The following is a 15,984-nucleotide window of genomic DNA, read 5'->3' as shown; positions in this document are numbered from 1 at the left end:
ATCGCCAACCTCTAATTCTTAGCATCAATGTGGGATTTTACCCAAATGCGAAAAGCCTTGATGGTTTTGTTGCGGCCTTCCTGGTCAATGCGTTGTAGATAGGCGGGAATAATTTCCCTGAGATCAAAATCAGGAAAAATCGAGCTAACTTCCCTTTGGCGGTATTCCCCTTGTTCTAGGCAGTGAATTTCCAATTGTCTGCGTTTAAAACGCCACACTTCCGGCACCCCTAATTGGGCATAAATATCTAAATGGGTACGGGAAGTTAGATCCACTTCGAGAGCTAAATCCGGTGGAGGATCAATGGTGGTATCCCAACGTTTTAAACCCCGCACTTTCGCTTCATTTTGAATATAAAAACAGCTATCTGGCTCTAAACCCAGACCGAGAAACTTATTTTTAAAAGTTGTTGAACCCAAGGGGGAAAATTCAATGTCTAGCTCCTCTAACAAAGCTTTGACTAAGTCGCCCACTAGTTCTTTATCAATTTCGTGTTCAGGCAGGGGAGCCATAATTTCTAGTTGTTGACCATAGTAAGCAATGCGGGAACTGCGATGTTCACCGAGTTCTTCCAGCAAAGCTTCAAATTCGTCCCAATCCACATCCCGCAAAACCAAGGTCTGGCCGGGAAGCACACTGATGCGGTCTAGGGCTAGCAACATGGCTCTTCTTCCTCGCAATATGGCTAGTTTCCATTATGGCCCCTCTACCAAAGAGCAGGATTAATCCCCAGCCTAAGGCAGAAGTGAATAGAGAGAACTAACTATTAACCCAGTCCTGGGGAACTAAGAATTTTTCCGTTAATTCCGCCTCGGGACTACCGGCTTCGGGACTGTAGCAATATTGCCAACGTACTAAGGGAGGTAAAGACATCAAAATGGACTCAGTGCGGCCATTGGTTTGCAAACCGAAAATGGTGCCCCGGTCATAGACCAAGTTAAATTCCACATACCGACCCCGGCGATATAACTGGAACTGCCGTTGGCGATCGCCATATTCAGTATTGCGACGTTTTTCCACAATGGGACTGTAAGCAGGTAAAAAGGCCCGACCACAGCGTTGGGCAAAACTAAATAAATCCTCCCAACCCAGGGGTTCAATGGGGGCTAATTGGTTGCTGTACTGGGCCGCCGGGCCATTGGGGTCAGGGCCACGGTACAGGGGAGCATTGCCATCTTGGTAATCAAAAAAGATGCCGCCAATACCCCGCATTTCCTGGCGATGTTTGAGGTAAAAATACTCGTCGCACCAGCGTTTAAATACCGGATAAAATTCCCCATGGGTTTGGTCACAGGCATTTTTTAACGTGTGATGGAAATGGGCCGCATCTTCAGCAAAGGGATAGTAGGGAGTTAAATCGGCTCCACCTCCGAACCACCACACCGGGCCTGCTTCAAAGTAGCGGTAATTAAGATGCACCGTGGGAATGTAGGGATTTTTTGGGTGCAACACCATGGAAGTGCCCGTGGCATAAAATTCGTGGCCTTCCGCTTCGGGGCGTTGCTTCAAAATTGAAGGAGGTAGGGATTTGCCCCAGACTTCGGAAAAATTGACTCCGCCCTGTTCCAAAAAATCTCCGTCCGCCAACACCCGGGAACGGCCACCGCCCCCTTCTTCCCGTTGCCAACTATCTTCCTGGAATTTGCCCTTGCCATCCAAGGCCTCTAGACCCTGACAAATTTCGTCTTGAAGAGTTTGCATAAATTGGCTGACCCGCTGTTTAGCGTCCGCCGGGGGCAAGGAATGATTAGTTTGGGGCTGGGTTGTGGGAGAGACGGTCATGGTGGAGATTGTTAAAAAAAGATGAATGAAAAATCTGAAATTATCCTAGAGTCCGCCAATCAATCTTGGGGAATTTTGGGTCTGATCCATCCCAATAATTGCGAGACTAGGAGATCGGCTTAAATAAGCTCTAAACAGACGGAGAAAAACTGGCAACTCTAGGTTGATTCGATTCCCTAAAATCACCAGTTTTTCCTGGATAAGTTGTCACGCTAGGTAAATCTAGCCTTCGGAGGTGGCGAGGCCAACTTCGGTGCTGCCTTGACTGCGGCGACGGGTGAGGCTGTTGAACACCATAATGCCGATCGCCTTGATCAGGTTGCCTTCAAGTTCGTTGAACATTTTCATGTTCATGGCAAAGGCGTCATTGGCTTCATCCACAATCCGTTCGGCGGTGGCTTGGTCAATGGGCAGATCATTCATAGCTTGACGGTAGGTATTTTTAAAAGCCTTTTCGTCATCAATGTCGGCAAATTCATAGAAAGCTGTGCCACCATCGTGGAGATTCATGGCATTTTGGGCAATTTTCTTGAGAATTTGACCGCCGGAAAGATCCCCCAGGTAACGGGTGTAGGAATGGGCCACCAACAATTCAGGGGCCGTAGCGGCCACTTGCCGGACTCGGTCCACATAGGCTTGGCCAGCGGCAGAAATTTTCACTTCTTGCCGCCAGTTGGAGCCGTAATAGAATTGCAGGTCTTGCTCTAGGCTTTGTTTGCGGTTGAGTTCGGGGAAGTAAATGTGGCTGAGGATGGGATGGTCCTTAAATTTTGCCATTTCCTCTTCCATGGCACTGTAGACAAAGTAGAGATTGCCAACCAGCTTACGGTAGGAATTTTTCTCGACAACGCCCTTGAGGAAGCATTTGACAAAGCCGACGTTCTCCGCCATGGAGTGGGATTTTTTCGTCCCTTCCCGCAACTGGGAAGCTAAGTTGACACTCATGCTAAAAATACCTGTATATCTTGGGTTGAATGAAAAATTGGCTTTTAACGAAGATAAAAATACGCCTAGTTTATTAGCCTAAACGGATTCGTTGAGTCGTACCATTAAGTTTTTTTAACGTCCTCCCTTTGGCCATGACCTACACAACCCAGCAATTGCTAGAAATTTTGGAGCAGGAGCTAAGGGCAACTTGTCAGGGTAAACGAGTGCTCCTCTCCCCTGGCGATCGCCTGGACAATCCGATCATGGCTAAGGCTATCAACCTCGACCAAGTGGGGAAGGTGTTTGCCTATCAAGATTTTCGTGGGCAGATCCATGAATATCAAAGGCAACATAACGTTTCGGGGCTGGTGTGGCGGCAATGCCATTTCCGGGGGGAATCCATTCAGTTTCCCGAGTTGCACAACCAATTAATTGCCGTGGAAGGGGATAAGGAAAAATTAATGGCTGTTAAACAGGAAATATTGGCATTTTGGCAACGGCACACCCAGCAGTTAAATTATTGGCTTATTGCCCATCAGCACCGACCTCTACGGCGGGAATCTTTGGCGGAATTGTGGGAACAGGGGGAATGGGCTGAGTTAGACTCCACCCAACAGGAGCTTTTTCTCGGTATTTGCTGGGGTAATCCAGTGGAGTATCAATATCAATGGGCTAAGCCCAATTCCGGTTGCCATCGCATTGTGGCCACCCCTGATCAGCCCAGCGGCATTAAGTTTTAAACGATTTAGCCAGAGAATGGCGATCGCCCGCCCATAATCCTCTGATATAGTGTTAGATCGGACTTTATCTGATCATAAGGAGATCTGCCATGGCCCGTCGCTGTCAACTGACCGGGAAAAAAGCTAATAACGGTTTTGCCGTATCTCACTCCCACCGTCGCACCAAGAAATTACAACAGGCAAATTTGCAATGGAAACGGGTTTGGTGGCCCGAAGGCAATCGCTTTGTCCGTCTGCGTCTTTCCACCACTGCCATTAAAACTTTGGAATCCAAAGGCATCAACGCCATGGCCAAGGAAGCGGGCATCAACTTGAATAAATTCTAGAGCGATCGGCTGTAGTTTTTGTTGGTATCCCAGACAGCTTCCCATGGACAAATCCACAGAGGAGCAGAATCTTCGATATGGTTCCTGCTCCTTGCCATTGGGGGGTAAAACCACTGGGTTAACAGGGGACGATAATTTAACAGGAAGGTCAAGATAACGCAGAATGGAAAGGTGAACTTCTCGATGGAGTAACTTCCGATGTTGGCGTTGATGCTATCCGGTGCAGTGGCCTTAGCCAGTCTAGCTTTTTTCTTTTCGGCATTTTTTGCCCCAAAATTGCATCGCAAGGACGATTTCCTTTGGAGTGGCGTGGGCTTTTTCTACGGCCTAGTGCTCTGGAACTGTGCCCAACGTTTCACTGGAGCCATTCTCCTTGGCCAAGCAGCCGTGGTGGTGTTGGTGCTGGCCTTTGCTTGGCAAACTCTGCGACTCCGGGCGGCGATCGCCAGCAATGCCATTGTGGAAGTTCCTAGTTTCTCCCTGCTGGATTGGTTCGCTGGTGGTTTGCAACGTAAACCTAAAGTTAAAACTCCAGTCGCCGTTGACGATAAAAAGGCTGCAACAAAGGATCAAGACAACACTGAAGTTGAATCCGTAACCGGGGCCGTTAAACGAGATTTGCCAGAAACAGGGGAGCAACTGAAATCTGTTGATGATTCCGCCCCAGCATCAGTTACAGAAACGGTTACAAGCACTGTTGAACAAGTTAGTGAGAGTATTCCAACAGAAGCAGAAAGTGCAATAGAAACAGCAGAAGAAGTAGTGGTGGAATTGAATCAAGCCGCCGAAACCCTGGCCGAAGAAGTCGTAGAAAAAGCTGAAGAAGCGGTGGAAAAGGTCGCTGAAATGGTTGGCCAAAAGGAAGAAAAGCCAGTTAATCCTGCTCCAGAGAAAGAGGAGGAGGTTCTGCTCAAAAAACCTAAATCGAAACTGTTTCAACGCTTATTTGGTCGTAAAAAGGCGGCAGTTCCCCCAGTACAGCCCAAAGCATCCCAGCCAGAAACGGTGGAGCAGAAAGTAGCCATTGAGCCGGAGAGTTCCACCGCTCAAACCGATGATTGGGATGACGGGGAAGATTGGGGCGAGGATCTACCATCGACGGAAGATTCTAGTCCTGGTGGGGAAATTTCCGATGAAGTCAGCGAGGATAACCCAGAAAATGATCAGACCAAGGTAATTGCTGTGGTGGAAACGGTGCAAATTGAACAGCAAATCACCTTAATCGAAGTGCCCGATTCAGAAAATATAACTGCAGAGGAAGCGCCTGCAGCTCCTTTAATCGAGGAGGAGCAAATAGCCCAGGAGGAAATAGTAGTAGATGAAGTTATTGCTCCAATGTCTGGAACAACGGCGGCGGTAATTGAGGTAACCATGCCAGAACTTGTCGACCCTGAAACCAACATTGAGCAAGGGCCAGATTCCAGCGGCGTTGATGAAGTTTATGAAAGGGAAACAGAGACAGAAGAAATTGGAGAAATTACCGAGGCGATCGCCAGTGACCTAGAAGAGGTTCCAGAGCCAAGGACTGATGTCAACGAAACTACGGTCAATACAGACATTGCAGAGGAAGAAGAGACCCAAAATGAAGGGGAAGAGCCCACCGAGGAAAAACAAAATTGGGCCGATGGCTAAACAGTTAACTCTGAAAGGAGATGTCCTATGTTAGGATCGTAAAGCTTCATTGCGGGATGTAGCGCAGCTTGGTAGCGCACTTCGTTCGGGACGAAGGGGCCGCAGGTTCGAATCCTGTCATCCCGATTGTTGTACGATGACACACTCTTTGTTGTTATTTTATCAACCTCTAACAATTACAGTCATCTACGGTTTCCATAGGAATTTTTCCACAATACCCACCTTCAGATCCAAATTAGTATGGCAAGGGTTAGGCTAGCGAAAATTTCCCGTGTCATAAATGCGCTGATTAGTATAAGGCCAAAGGAAAACGTTAAAATTTTTGCCGCCAATTTGTTCTCGATATTTAAATGTGTCTTTTTCGTAGAGACTCACCACTGCATTGAGTTGGTTCGCTAAGTTAAGGCATTGCTTAAATGTGGGGGAAGTATAACATTGCACATCAATTTGGTTACAGCCGTAGCGGGGCACCAGGTTCTTTTGGAATGGCTGAATGGAGCAAAAAATAAACTTACGATACTGGTTAGCTAAATACTCAAAATCCCTGGAGGAGTAGTTGGCAAAAAAATGGTCATCCACCTGTAAACCGTCCGTGTGGCGGGCTTCATTAATAATTTGTTCAATGGTGAGGCGGCGGTATTGGGGAGATTGGACCCAGGCAATGGGAATTAAGTTATGGTTGCGGGCTTGTTGACTAATTTGTTCCTGCACATCGTCCGCTACTCCCCGAAAATCCAAAAATACAAGGCGGTAGCCCTGACTTTGAATATCCTTCATCACTTGGTCTAGGGCGTTTTGGGAAGCATAGAAACGGATTTGGGGTTGGGATAACCAAGTGCCGTTGGGCACCCCGGCCAGGGCCATACTGGGGCAAAGTGTGAGAACACCGATGAGTAATTTTTGCAGAATTTTTAACATTGGAGGAGGAGGAGGCGATAAATGGTAGCACCAAAGCTAGGAAGGACCCATGGAGCTGATTATGGTCAATGTTAGGCTAAGGGAAGGAAATTAACCCTGTTTTACCGCTGACAAGGGCCAAAGTATAAACAGATTTGGCGATCGCCGCTTGACCGGGGGAATGGTATCTCTCGCCCACTATTAAAGTTAAAATAGGGTTTTCTGTGGATTAACCACGGACGATTTTCCCGTCGATTACATAGAGAGAGTTAATGGTAACCACCCCCACCGCTGCCCCCCGTAAACCGTCCAAGGTAGAAGGCATCAAGGAAAGAAGCAATTATTTACGGGAACCCCTGGCCACCGAACTGTTGAATGATGCTAACTATTTTACGGACGATGCCGTCCAAATTCTGAAATTCCACGGTTCCTACCAACAGGACAATCGGGACAATCGGGTTAAGGGGCAAGAAAAGGATTATCAGTTTATGCTCCGCACCCGCAATCCGGGGGGATTGATTCCGGCCCAACTCTACACCGCCCTAGATGATCTGTCCAAAACCCACGGTAACCAAACTCTCCGGGTGACCACCAGACAAGGTTTGCAAATCCACGGCATTGTCAAAAAAGACCTGAAAATGGCGATCGCCACGGTGGTGAATAATTTGGGGTCCACGTTGGGAGCCTGTGGCGACATTAACCGTAACGTGATGGCTCCGGCGGCACCCTTCCGAGATAAACCGGAATATGGTTATGCCTGGGACTATGCCAATAAGGTGGCGGATCTACTCAGCCCCCAGAGCGGTGCCTATTACGAAATTTGGCTCGATGGGGAAAAGGTCATTAGTGGGGAGGAAGCCCCGGAAGTTAAAGCGGCCCGGCAAAAGGATCTCAATGGCACTAACCTGAATGACCCCAAGGAACCGATTTACGGCCAACAGTTCATGCCCCGGAAATTCAAAATTAGCGTCACCGTGCCGGGGGACAATTCCATTGACGTTTACACCCACGATATTAGTTTGGTGGTAATCACCGATCGCCATGGGGAGCTACGGGGTTTTAATGTATTGGCTGGCGGTGGTTTGGGACGTACCCACAATAAAGAGGAAACCTTTGCCCGGGCCGCTGACCCCATTGGTTATGTGAGCAAAGACGATGTCTATGATCTAGTCAAAGCCATTGTGGCCACCCAACGGGATTACGGCGATCGCCATAACCGTCGCCATGCCCGGATGAAATATTTGTTGGCGGACTGGGGGGTGGAAAAATTCCGCAAACAAGTGGAAACCTACATGGGTAAACCGTTCCAATCTTTCAAACCTCTGCCAGCCTGGCGTTACCAAGATTACCTCGGTTGGCACGAACAGGGGGATGGCAAGCTCTTTTTCGGTTTGTCGGTGGAAAATGGCCGCATCAAAGACGAGGGGGATTTTCAGCTTAAAACCGCCCTGCGCAAGGTAGTGGACCAATTCCAATTGCCCCTGCGCCTCACCGCCAACCACAATATCCTGCTCTACGACATCAATGCCCAGGATAAAGCGGCGATCGAGCAAATTTTCCAACAGCACGGCGTAGTCACCGACCCAGAGGCGATCGACACCCTAGTCCGTTACTCCATGGCTTGCCCCGCCCTGCCCACCTGTGGCCTAGCAGTCACCGAGTCGGAAAGAATTATGCCCAGTGTTAACGCCCGTCTGCGGGATTTGTTGAACAGTCTGGATTTACCCAATGAAAGTATCGTCACCCGCATGACCGGTTGCCCCAACGGTTGTGCCCGGCCCTACATGGCGGAAATTGGTTTTGTTGGTAGTGCCCCCAACAGTTACCAAGTGTGGCTGGGGGGAAGTCCGAACCAGGAACGTTTAGCGGCAGCCTATACGGAAAAAATGCCCCTGGAACAGCTAGAAAGCCTTTTTGAACCTTTATTTGTGTACTTCAAGCAGAGCCGTAAAGGTAAGGAAAGTTTTGGAGACTTTTGCCATCGAGTGGGCTTCACTGCCCTACGGGAATTTAGCCATGGTTACACAGCACCGGCCAAGGGCGGTAAAAACCGCAAAAACCAACGGCGGGTCAGCCTGTCCGATGAAATGTATGCCCAGCTTAAGGCCCGGTCTGAGCGGGATAATTGCCCCATGAATCAGATTGTGCAGCAAGCCCTCACCGCTTACCTGGGCAAATAATTCCTTGCCATAATTTCCCTAAAGTTCCGTCGGCTAAACCGCCCGATCTCCCAAGTTTGGTGGCGCTTTGGTCAATTGGGATCAACTGGACCGAAGTGCTCCGGAACACTCATATTGGGAGAAAAATTAGGGTCCTGCCAACCAATTCAGCAAAATTTCAACTATCTGTATCTCAGTTCTCCTAGCCTCTTAATCAAGATGGATTTTGCCTCCGGTTTACCCATTTTCATTGTCACCCTGCGGGAAGCATTGGAAGCATCCCTCGTGGTGGGCATTGTGTTGGCTTGTCTTGCCCGGGCCCAGCAAATGCAACTCAAAGGCTGGGTTTATCGGGGCATTAGTGCCGGGGTGGTGGCCAGCGTTTTAGTGGGTTGCCTGCTGGCAGGGGTATTGCAGGGAGTTGAACGATTGCCGGGGCCCTACACCCCTATTTTAAAAGCCCTTTTGGCCGCTCTCTTGGGGGCGATCGCCGTGGGGATGCTGAGTTGGATGTTGCTCTGGATGACCAAACAAGCCCGTTCCCTGCGGGGGGAAATCCAGGGGCAAATTAACCAGGCGGTGGAAAAAGAAGGAGGGGGTAAAGCCATTGCCATTGTGGTTTTCATTGCTGTGGTGCGGGAAGGTTTTGAAATGGTCCTATTCCTAGCAGCCCAACAAAATATGGCCAATCCAGCGGCGATCGGGGCGGCGTTGGCGGGCATTGGTACAGCGGTAGTGATGGCCTTCTTAATTTTCCGCCTAGGGGTCAAACTGAACTTGAAACTTTTCTTCCAGGTGATGGGCACCCTGTTGCTGATTATTGTCGGAGGATTGGTGATTGGGGTGCTGAAAAATCTCGATCTGGCGGTCAGTATGATGGGCTTGGCCAATCTGGGCCTGGGTTATCTCTGTTTTGTCCCCGGTGATTCTTGCTTGCTGGGGCCCCTGTTGTGGAATTTAGCTCCCTGGTTACCAGATAATCAATTTCCCGGCATTGTGCTCAAAACCCTGGCGGGCTACCGGGATCACCTTTACCTATTCCAGGCGATCGCCTACGGCATTTTTTTAAGTGTCATTGGCAGTCTTTATTTCCGAGGTTTGGCCGGCAAAGGTGATGCTCCCCAGGCTGTGGCCCAAAAATCCTAGGTAGGGGCCAGCGTTGCCCTCAATTTTTACCATTGGTCAAGTCTTTTCCTAACCTCCCTAAAATGGTAGGGTTTCTTTCCCCCCTTTTCCCGTGCGTATATGAAACTCATCTGTCGTCAAAGTGATTTAAGCAGTGGTTTATCCCTGGTCAGTCGGGCTGTTTCCTCCCGACCTACCCATCCCGTGTTGGGCAATGTGCTCCTGGAAGCCGATGCAGACAAAAATTATTTACGCCTAACGGCCTTTGACCTCAGCCTTGGTATCCAGAGTAGTTTCACCGCCGACGTGCAACAGAGTGGCCGCATCACCCTGCCTGCTAAATTGCTCAATGACATTGTTTCCCGCTTGCCGGACGGAGATATTACCCTGGCGATCGATCCCGATGGCGATGCTGGGGATAGCCATTTAACCACCATCACCTCAGAATCAGGGCGGTTCCAAATTCGGGGCCTGGATGCGGATGATTTTCCCGCTCTGCCCACCGTTGAAGGAGTCAAACCATTACTGTTACCAGTGGCAACCCTCAATGAAGGGTTACGGGGGGCCCTGTTCGCCGCCAGTACGGACGAGACTAAGCAAGTACTGACAGGAGTACATATCAAAGGCAGTGGCGACAGTTTGGAATTTGCGGCCACTGATGGTCACCGACTGGCAGTGGTGGAGGCCCCCACCCAGATTGAAAACGATGAAGGGGAAGCGGTGATTACGGGCAGTGACCTGGCAGATTTTGCTGTCACTATTCCGGCCCGGGCTTTGCGGGAATTAGAAAGAATGGTGGCCAGCCAAGGTAACAGTGATTTAGTTTCCCTGGTGGTGAATGATACCCAGGTAATTTTTGAGTTGGGGGATCAACGGTTAACGAGCCGTAAGTTAGAGGGGGCCTATCCCGCCTATGACCAGCTTATTCCCCGGCAGTTTAGTCGCACCGTCACCATGGAGCGCAAACGGTTAATCACTTCCTTGGAAAGGGTTTCTGTGCTGGCCGACCAAAAAAATAACTTGGTCACCTTCACCTTACAAAGCCCCGGTAATCAACTGCAGTTGGCAGTGGAAGCCCAGGATTTGGGACATGGGGAAGAATCCATGGGGGCGGAAATCATTGGCGAAGGGGGGCAAATTGCGTTCAACATCAAATATTTGATGGATGGCCTGAAAGCTTTACCTAGCAATGATATTCAAATGCAACTTAATGAGGGCAATCAGCCGGTAATTTTTACTCCCCTGGGAGGCCTGAAAATGACCTATCTAGTCATGCCGGTGCGTCTGGTGAATTAGGTTGAGCAAATCCTTTGGGGATTGGCCATGGGACTATGGCAAAATATGTGAGGCTCAGAGCAAGGCTTATTGTTGGTTGCTCTGTCCGTTCCAGGGAGATGATCCCAATCCCACCTTCCTTTTTGTCCTAGCCTAGCCTGCCCATGAACGCTGTTGCCGCTTGTTTTAATGCCCTTCGTCAACGGGGGGAATGTGCTTTGATTCCTTTCCTCACAGCGGGGGACCCGGATTTAGCCACCACAGCCGAAGCGTTGCGAATTCTAGACCGGGCAGGGGCGGATTTAATTGAGTTGGGAGTGCCCTATTCCGATCCTTTGGCCGATGGCCCGGTGATTCAAGCGGCGGCCACTAGGGCTTTACAAAAAGGGGTCAAGTTGGATGATGTGCTCGCCATTGTCCGAGAAGTTCACCAAGATATTGCCGCCCCGATAATTTTATTTACCTATTACAATCCTATTTTTTATCAGGGTGTGGAGGTTTTCCTCGACAAAATCAAGGCCGCTGGAGTGAAGGGTTTGGTGGTGCCGGATTTACCCCTGGAGGAATCTGATCGCCTGTTGGAAGCGACAGCGGAAAGGGGGTTGGAGTTAATTTTGTTGGTGGCCCCCACCAGTTCCCCAGAAAGACAAACGGCGATCGCCAAAAAGTCCCAGGGCTTTGTTTACTTGGTCAGCGTGACAGGGGTGACGGGGGTGAGAACGGAAGTGGGATCGAGGGTGGAAGCTTTGTTAGCAGGGATGCGCCAGGTCACCGATAAACCGATTGGAGTTGGTTTTGGTATTTCCCAACCGGAACAGGCTGAGCAGGTGAAAGCTTGGGGCGCAGATGCAGTAATTGTAGGAAGCGCCATGGTTAAGCGTTTAGCGGAAGGAACCCCGACGGAAGGATTGCAAGCTTTGGAAACTTTTTGCCGGGAACTGAAAACGGCCATCAGTTAAAGAAAGTTAGTACGGTTGGCAAGGCTTAAAAGAAGCATAATTTCGGCAAAATTAAGGGCGGAAATCCCCATCCCCCAAGGAAATTAGCCCGTTTGGGTGAAGACAGCTTGGGTAGTCTCCCTTTATCGTGAGATCAACTGAGCGAGAGGAGAAAGATGATGAAAACGATCAAAAGTCCATTAATTGCCCTTGGCCTAATTTTTGCTAGCCCCCTCCTATGGGGAGGAACGGCGATCGCCGAAAACGCAAATCAAGTTCAACAACTGCTGGAAACCAATGCCTGCATGAACTGTGATTTATCCGGGGCTGACTTGTCCGGAGCCCATCTGATTGGGGCAGATTTGCGTAATGCCAATTTATCCGGTACAAACCTCAACGAAGCTAACTTGGAAGGGGCTGATTTGACCGGTGCCAATCTGCAAAATGCCGATCTGCGAGGAGCCATGGTCACCAATGCCACCCTCAACCGAGCTAATTTGACTTCGGCTAACTTTGCCTTTGCTAAACTCTACGACGTGGATGTGACCGGTGCCACCGTTGAGGGTATGAACATCCAAAATGCGGAAATTTACAACACGGGCATTGGTATTGGCGGCGGCGACGATTGATGGCCTTGACTGGAGTTGGGCGAGGAAAAGGCGATCGCCATGGCTCAATGGTTAACGGCCATGTTCCTGTCTTTCCTGTTCAATTTCCATTCTGATTTCCGATTCCAGTTCTTTACCAAGAAAATAGTTTAAAAAAGTCCTGATTACAGCGATTAGCCCTAGTTTGCTCAAGCTTTCTAGGGTAGGGGCGATGGTGGTGGAAAGGATATCTGCCCCCAATTGGAATTCCAGGGCTAGAGCCAACCACAAACCGAATTGCAAGCGAATACTGTTGAAAAATTTGGGCGTATTCATAGTACGGCGATCGCCAGCCCAGACCATTTGCAAAGTTTTCACTAGCCCGAGAATAATACACAGCACGGAAACACTTTCCAGCACAAACCTGGTAATGCTGACTAAATTGCCCAGATAATGATCCAAAATTTCCATAGTTTTATTCCTTTGCCTTTTAGTCTAGTTTTGGTCAAGAAATTGACCGATTTTTTTGGCCGCCGTAGCCAAAATATCCGGCTCCTGTACTAAGGCAAAACGTACATAACCTTCCCCCCCTGCACCAAAGCCAGACCCTGGAGAAAGGGCAACACCGGTTTTAGCCACCAGTTTTTGACAAAATTCCAAGGAATTGCCAAGCCAACTTTCAGGTAATGGTGCCCAAACATACATGGTGGCAGTGGGCAGAGGCACAGCCCAGCCAATCTTCGCTAAAGCATCAATCAATGTTGCCCGGCGTTGGGCAAAAATTTGCACGGTTTGTTGCACAGTTTCCGGTGGACTTTCCAGGGCGGCGATTGCCCCTTGGAGAATGCCTGCGTATTGATTAAAATCCACCACCGCTTTGATTTTTTTCAGGGCAGAAATTAACTGGATATTACCAATGGCAAAACCAATACGGAAGCCCCCCATATTATAGGATTTGGAAAAGGTAAAAAATTCAATGGCACAGGATTTTTGTCGGTCTGCTTGCAAAACTGACGGTGGCATTGCTATACCATCAAAAACCAAATCCATGTAGGGAAAATCATGTACTAATACTAAATCATGGTCACGACAAAACTGCACCGCCGTTTGAAAAAATTCTAAGCTGGCGATCGCCGTGGTGGGATTGTGGGGATAGCTGAGCACCGTCATTTTGGCCTTGGCTAAAACTGAGTTGGGAATGGCCGTAAACACTGGCAAAAATTGGTTTTCCGAGCGCAACGCCATGGGATAAATTTCTCCCCCCGCCAGGTACACGCCCCCCATGTGGGAGGGATAACCAGGGTCCATCAACAGAGCCACATCGCCGGGATTCAACACCGCCAACGGTAAATGGGCTGTGCCTTCCTGGGAACCAATCAGGGGCAGCACTTCCGTTTCCGCATCCACCGCTAGGCCAAAACGCTTTTCGTACCAAACGGCGATCGCCTGCCGCAATGGTAGGGTTCCCTGGTGCAATAAATAACCATGGGTGCTGGGATCTTCTAAAGCTTTGGCGATCGTGGCCAGAATGGGGGCAGGAGTAGGTAAATCAGAGGAGCCAAGGGAAAGATCAATAATGGTTTGACCCTGGGCCCGGGCTTGGGCCTTAGCCAAGTCCATATCAGCAAAAACATTACCACCAAAGGCGTTGAGACGATCAGCAAATTGCATAAACAAAACTATTTTATTAGAAACTTTGTAATCGAATTGGTTAGCGTTCGTAACAGCTAATAAATTCTCGAATTACCCAACCCCAAACCCGATAACGATCCTGATAATAACCAGCAACTTTGGCCCAAGGGCGGCCTTGTTGGTCAAAATCAATTTCTAGGATTTCCACTTCTCGATTATTTCTTAAAGCATTAATAACTTGACCATTGGGACTTTCTCTAACATTGAGAGGCGTACCGGTAGGATCAGTAACTTTACAAATTTCCTTTGCTTGGGAAGGAATTGCTGTTAAGACGAAGCAAAAAATGCTGGTTAAAAATAAACTTTTAAAGAAAGCCATTGGCAAAAAATCTACTATTCCGTCAGGACTTGTTTACACGTCATAGCCAAACAAGTTGGGATTAACTTCGGTTAAATTAATATCCCCCAAACCGTACTCGGCCCAGCGTTGGCTGACCTGCTCCGCCATGGCTGGATCGGACTCCAATACTTCTCCCCATTCATGATCCGTTTCCGGGGGAATTTTGGTGGTGGCATCAATACCCATGCGGCCGCCCAAACCAATTTTTTCACTGGCAAAATCGAGGCTGTCAAAGGGGGTTTCCGGCAAAATAAACACGTCCCGCACCGGGTCAACTTTGGAGCTGATGGCCCAGACCACCTGGCGGGGATCGCGGATGTTAATACTCTTATCCACCACAATGACGAATTTGGTGTAGGTAAATTGGGGTAGAGCACTCCAAAAAGCCAGGGCCGCCCGCTTAGCTTGCCCCGGATAAGCTTTGTCAATGGAAATAATGGCAGCTTTGTAACTCAACGCTTCCATGGGCAAAAAGAAGTCGGTGATTTCCGAAACCTGTTGCCGCAAAATTGGCGTATAAATCCGGTTCAAGGCGATCGCCATCATGGCTTCTTCTTTGGGGGGACGACCGCTGAAAGTAGTTAAATAAACGGGATTTTTGCGGTGGGTCAGACACTGGAACCGCACTAGGGGAGAATCCTCCACGCCGCCGTAGTAGCCCATGTGATCGCCAAAGGGGCCATCGGGTAACATTTCGCCGGGGGTAATGGTACCTTCCAGCACAAATTCTGAGTCCGCCGGCACTTCCAAATCGACGGTTTTACATTTAGCTAGGGCCACCCCAGAACCACCGTATAACCCCGCAAATAACCATTCTGACAAATCCACCGGGATCGGTGTGGCCGCCGCCATAATAATTAATGGATCTACCCCCAAGGCGATCGCCACTTCTAATTTTTTGCCCTGTTCCGCCGCTTTGCGTAAATGCCTGGCCCCTCCCCGCACCGACAGCCAATGGACCGTCATGGTGGTTTTGGATTGCAGTTGCAGACGATAAACCCCCACATTGGGGGTGCCCGTTTCACAGTCCTTGGTGATCACTAAACCAAGGGTAATAATTTTGCCCGCATCACCGGGATAGGGCCGGATCAAGGGGATTTGGTTTAAATCGAGATTTTCACCATCGATGACTACTTCTTGGCAGGGGGGAAAGAAGTTACGCCCTGGTTTGGCCTTGAGCACATCAAACAACACTTTGCCAAAATCAATGGCCTGGGAAATTTTCTTGGGCGGCTTAGGCTGTTGCAACAGGGCTAGCTTTTTGCCCAAATCCTCCAACTCCAGAGGATGGTCCATATTCATGGCCCAACAGATGCGCTCCACTGTGCCCATCAAATTCACCGCCACCGGGAAAGGGGAGCCTTTGACATTCTCAAATAACAGCCCTGGGCCACCGGCCTGTAGCATCCGGTTAGAGATTTCCGCCACTTCCAAATCGGGATCCACCTCAGCGGTAATGCGGCGCAACTGCCCCCGTGTTTCCAACAACTGGATGAATCCCCGTAAATCTCTGGCCATGGCTGATGTCTAAACAAATACGCTCTCTAGCTTAACGGGTTTAGCC

General features: G+C 49.3%; 16 protein-coding genes and 1 tRNA gene. 9 read left to right on the top strand and 8 right to left on the bottom strand.

What is annotated here, in order from left to right:
* Positions 1 to 11: 11 nt before the first annotated feature.
* The 3 genes from H6G46_RS06635 to H6G46_RS06625 form a co-directional block, all read right to left on the bottom strand.
* Positions 12 to 662: a Uma2 family endonuclease gene (locus H6G46_RS06635; protein WP_010871492.1), complete on the bottom strand. Its 651-nt coding sequence runs from the start codon at positions 660 to 662 to the stop codon at positions 12 to 14.
* 97 nt (positions 663 to 759) lie between these two features.
* Positions 760 to 1,782, bottom strand: a complete 1,023-nt coding sequence (hemF, locus tag H6G46_RS06630; RefSeq protein ID WP_010871493.1) for an oxygen-dependent coproporphyrinogen oxidase — start codon at positions 1,780 to 1,782, stop codon at positions 760 to 762.
* A gap of 222 nt (positions 1,783 to 2,004) precedes the next feature.
* Entirely contained in the window at positions 2,005 to 2,727 is a 723-nt protein-coding gene (locus H6G46_RS06625) for a heme oxygenase (biliverdin-producing) (RefSeq protein ID WP_010871494.1), read from the bottom strand.
* 134 nt (positions 2,728 to 2,861) lie between these two features.
* Here H6G46_RS06625 and H6G46_RS06620 point away from each other — a divergent pair, with 134 nt between their 5' ends.
* From H6G46_RS06620 to H6G46_RS06605, 4 genes are all read left to right on the top strand, one after another.
* Entirely contained in the window at positions 2,862 to 3,449 is a 588-nt protein-coding gene (locus H6G46_RS06620; protein ID WP_010871495.1) for a hypothetical protein, read from the top strand.
* An 89-nt stretch (positions 3,450 to 3,538) separates the two neighbouring features.
* Entirely contained in the window at positions 3,539 to 3,775 is a 237-nt protein-coding gene (gene rpmB / locus H6G46_RS06615) for a 50S ribosomal protein L28 (RefSeq protein WP_010871496.1), read from the top strand.
* A gap of 198 nt (positions 3,776 to 3,973) precedes the next feature.
* The gene (locus H6G46_RS06610; protein WP_010871497.1) at positions 3,974 to 5,407 is read left to right on the top strand and encodes a Ycf66 family protein; all 1,434 of its coding nucleotides are present in this window, start codon (positions 3,974 to 3,976) and stop codon (positions 5,405 to 5,407) included.
* A 52-nt stretch (positions 5,408 to 5,459) separates the two neighbouring features.
* Positions 5,460 to 5,533 (top strand) — tRNA-Pro (locus H6G46_RS06605).
* Positions 5,534 to 5,662: 129 nt separating this feature from the next.
* Here the strand turns inward: H6G46_RS06605 and H6G46_RS06600 are convergent.
* The gene (locus H6G46_RS06600; RefSeq protein WP_010871498.1) at positions 5,663 to 6,325 is read right to left on the bottom strand and encodes a hypothetical protein; all 663 of its coding nucleotides are present in this window, start codon (positions 6,323 to 6,325) and stop codon (positions 5,663 to 5,665) included.
* Between the two features lie 251 nt (positions 6,326 to 6,576).
* On the opposite strand from H6G46_RS06600, the gene sir reads away from it, so the two are divergent.
* The 5 genes from sir (at position 6,577) to H6G46_RS06575 (ending at position 12,430) form a co-directional block, all read left to right on the top strand.
* Complete coding sequence (gene sir / locus H6G46_RS06595) at positions 6,577 to 8,484, top strand: sulfite reductase, ferredoxin dependent (protein ID WP_010871499.1); 1,908 nt, start codon at positions 6,577 to 6,579, stop codon at positions 8,482 to 8,484.
* Positions 8,485 to 8,682: 198 nt separating this feature from the next.
* Positions 8,683 to 9,609: an EfeU/Ftr1 family ferrous iron transporter subunit gene (locus H6G46_RS06590; RefSeq protein ID WP_010871500.1), complete on the top strand. Its 927-nt coding sequence runs from the start codon at positions 8,683 to 8,685 to the stop codon at positions 9,607 to 9,609.
* A gap of 99 nt (positions 9,610 to 9,708) precedes the next feature.
* Positions 9,709 to 10,884 carry a DNA polymerase III subunit beta gene (dnaN, locus tag H6G46_RS06585; RefSeq protein ID WP_010871501.1) on the top strand — a complete coding sequence of 392 codons (1,176 nt, stop codon included), beginning with the start codon at positions 9,709 to 9,711 and terminating at the stop codon, positions 10,882 to 10,884.
* Positions 10,885 to 11,027: 143 nt separating this feature from the next.
* Positions 11,028 to 11,822 (top strand): tryptophan synthase subunit alpha, encoded by a 795-nt coding sequence (gene trpA, locus H6G46_RS06580; protein WP_010871502.1) that lies wholly within the window; start codon positions 11,028 to 11,030, stop codon positions 11,820 to 11,822.
* A gap of 155 nt (positions 11,823 to 11,977) precedes the next feature.
* Positions 11,978 to 12,430, top strand: coding sequence for a pentapeptide repeat-containing protein (locus H6G46_RS06575; RefSeq protein WP_010871503.1), 453 nt, complete (start codon positions 11,978 to 11,980; stop codon positions 12,428 to 12,430).
* Between the two features lie 51 nt (positions 12,431 to 12,481).
* Here H6G46_RS06575 and H6G46_RS06570 read toward each other — a convergent pair whose 3' ends face one another.
* Genes H6G46_RS06570 through H6G46_RS06555 form a run of 4 tightly spaced genes read right to left on the bottom strand, consistent with a single transcriptional unit; the run spans position 12,482 to position 15,938 of the window.
* Positions 12,482 to 12,859: a DUF1622 domain-containing protein gene (locus H6G46_RS06570; protein ID WP_010871504.1), complete on the bottom strand. Its 378-nt coding sequence runs from the start codon at positions 12,857 to 12,859 to the stop codon at positions 12,482 to 12,484.
* Between the two features lie 24 nt (positions 12,860 to 12,883).
* Positions 12,884 to 14,059: an LL-diaminopimelate aminotransferase gene (locus H6G46_RS06565; RefSeq protein ID WP_010871505.1), complete on the bottom strand. Its 1,176-nt coding sequence runs from the start codon at positions 14,057 to 14,059 to the stop codon at positions 12,884 to 12,886.
* Between the two features lie 40 nt (positions 14,060 to 14,099).
* On the bottom strand, positions 14,100 to 14,399 hold the full coding sequence (locus H6G46_RS06560) for an SH3 domain-containing protein (RefSeq protein WP_010871506.1): 300 nt from the start codon (positions 14,397 to 14,399) through the stop codon (positions 14,100 to 14,102).
* Between the two features lie 33 nt (positions 14,400 to 14,432).
* Positions 14,433 to 15,938, bottom strand: a complete 1,506-nt coding sequence (locus tag H6G46_RS06555; RefSeq protein WP_010871507.1) for a UbiD family decarboxylase — start codon at positions 15,936 to 15,938, stop codon at positions 14,433 to 14,435.
* Positions 15,939 to 15,984 lie beyond the last annotated feature (46 nt).

It is taken from the genome of Synechocystis sp. FACHB-908, from assembly GCF_014698595.1.
Taxonomy (GTDB): Bacteria; Cyanobacteriota; Cyanobacteriia; order Cyanobacteriales; family Microcystaceae; genus Synechocystis.
This window is presented reverse-complemented; position numbering and strand designations above follow the sequence as displayed.

Coding starts and splice junctions, on each gene's coding strand:
- H6G46_RS06565 (WP_010871505.1), bottom strand. CDS start 14,059: ATGCAATTTGCTGATCGTCTCAACGCCTTTGGTGGTAATGTTTTTGCT.
- trpA (WP_010871502.1), top strand. CDS start 11,028: ATGAACGCTGTTGCCGCTTGTTTTAATGCCCTTCGTCAACGGGGGGAA.
- hemF (WP_010871493.1), bottom strand. CDS start 1,782: ATGACCGTCTCTCCCACAACCCAGCCCCAAACTAATCATTCCTTGCCC.
- H6G46_RS06625 (WP_010871494.1), bottom strand. CDS start 2,727: ATGAGTGTCAACTTAGCTTCCCAGTTGCGGGAAGGGACGAAAAAATCC.
- H6G46_RS06620 (WP_010871495.1), top strand. CDS start 2,862: ATGACCTACACAACCCAGCAATTGCTAGAAATTTTGGAGCAGGAGCTA.
- H6G46_RS06570 (WP_010871504.1), bottom strand. CDS start 12,859: ATGGAAATTTTGGATCATTATCTGGGCAATTTAGTCAGCATTACCAGG.
- H6G46_RS06575 (WP_010871503.1), top strand. CDS start 11,978: ATGATGAAAACGATCAAAAGTCCATTAATTGCCCTTGGCCTAATTTTT.
- H6G46_RS06560 (WP_010871506.1), bottom strand. CDS start 14,399: ATGGCTTTCTTTAAAAGTTTATTTTTAACCAGCATTTTTTGCTTCGTC.
- H6G46_RS06610 (WP_010871497.1), top strand. CDS start 3,974: ATGTTGGCGTTGATGCTATCCGGTGCAGTGGCCTTAGCCAGTCTAGCT.
- H6G46_RS06635 (WP_010871492.1), bottom strand. CDS start 662: ATGTTGCTAGCCCTAGACCGCATCAGTGTGCTTCCCGGCCAGACCTTG.
- sir (WP_010871499.1), top strand. CDS start 6,577: ATGGTAACCACCCCCACCGCTGCCCCCCGTAAACCGTCCAAGGTAGAA.
- dnaN (WP_010871501.1), top strand. CDS start 9,709: ATGAAACTCATCTGTCGTCAAAGTGATTTAAGCAGTGGTTTATCCCTG.
- rpmB (WP_010871496.1), top strand. CDS start 3,539: ATGGCCCGTCGCTGTCAACTGACCGGGAAAAAAGCTAATAACGGTTTT.
- H6G46_RS06555 (WP_010871507.1), bottom strand. CDS start 15,938: ATGGCCAGAGATTTACGGGGATTCATCCAGTTGTTGGAAACACGGGGG.
- H6G46_RS06590 (WP_010871500.1), top strand. CDS start 8,683: ATGGATTTTGCCTCCGGTTTACCCATTTTCATTGTCACCCTGCGGGAA.
- H6G46_RS06600 (WP_010871498.1), bottom strand. CDS start 6,325: ATGTTAAAAATTCTGCAAAAATTACTCATCGGTGTTCTCACACTTTGC.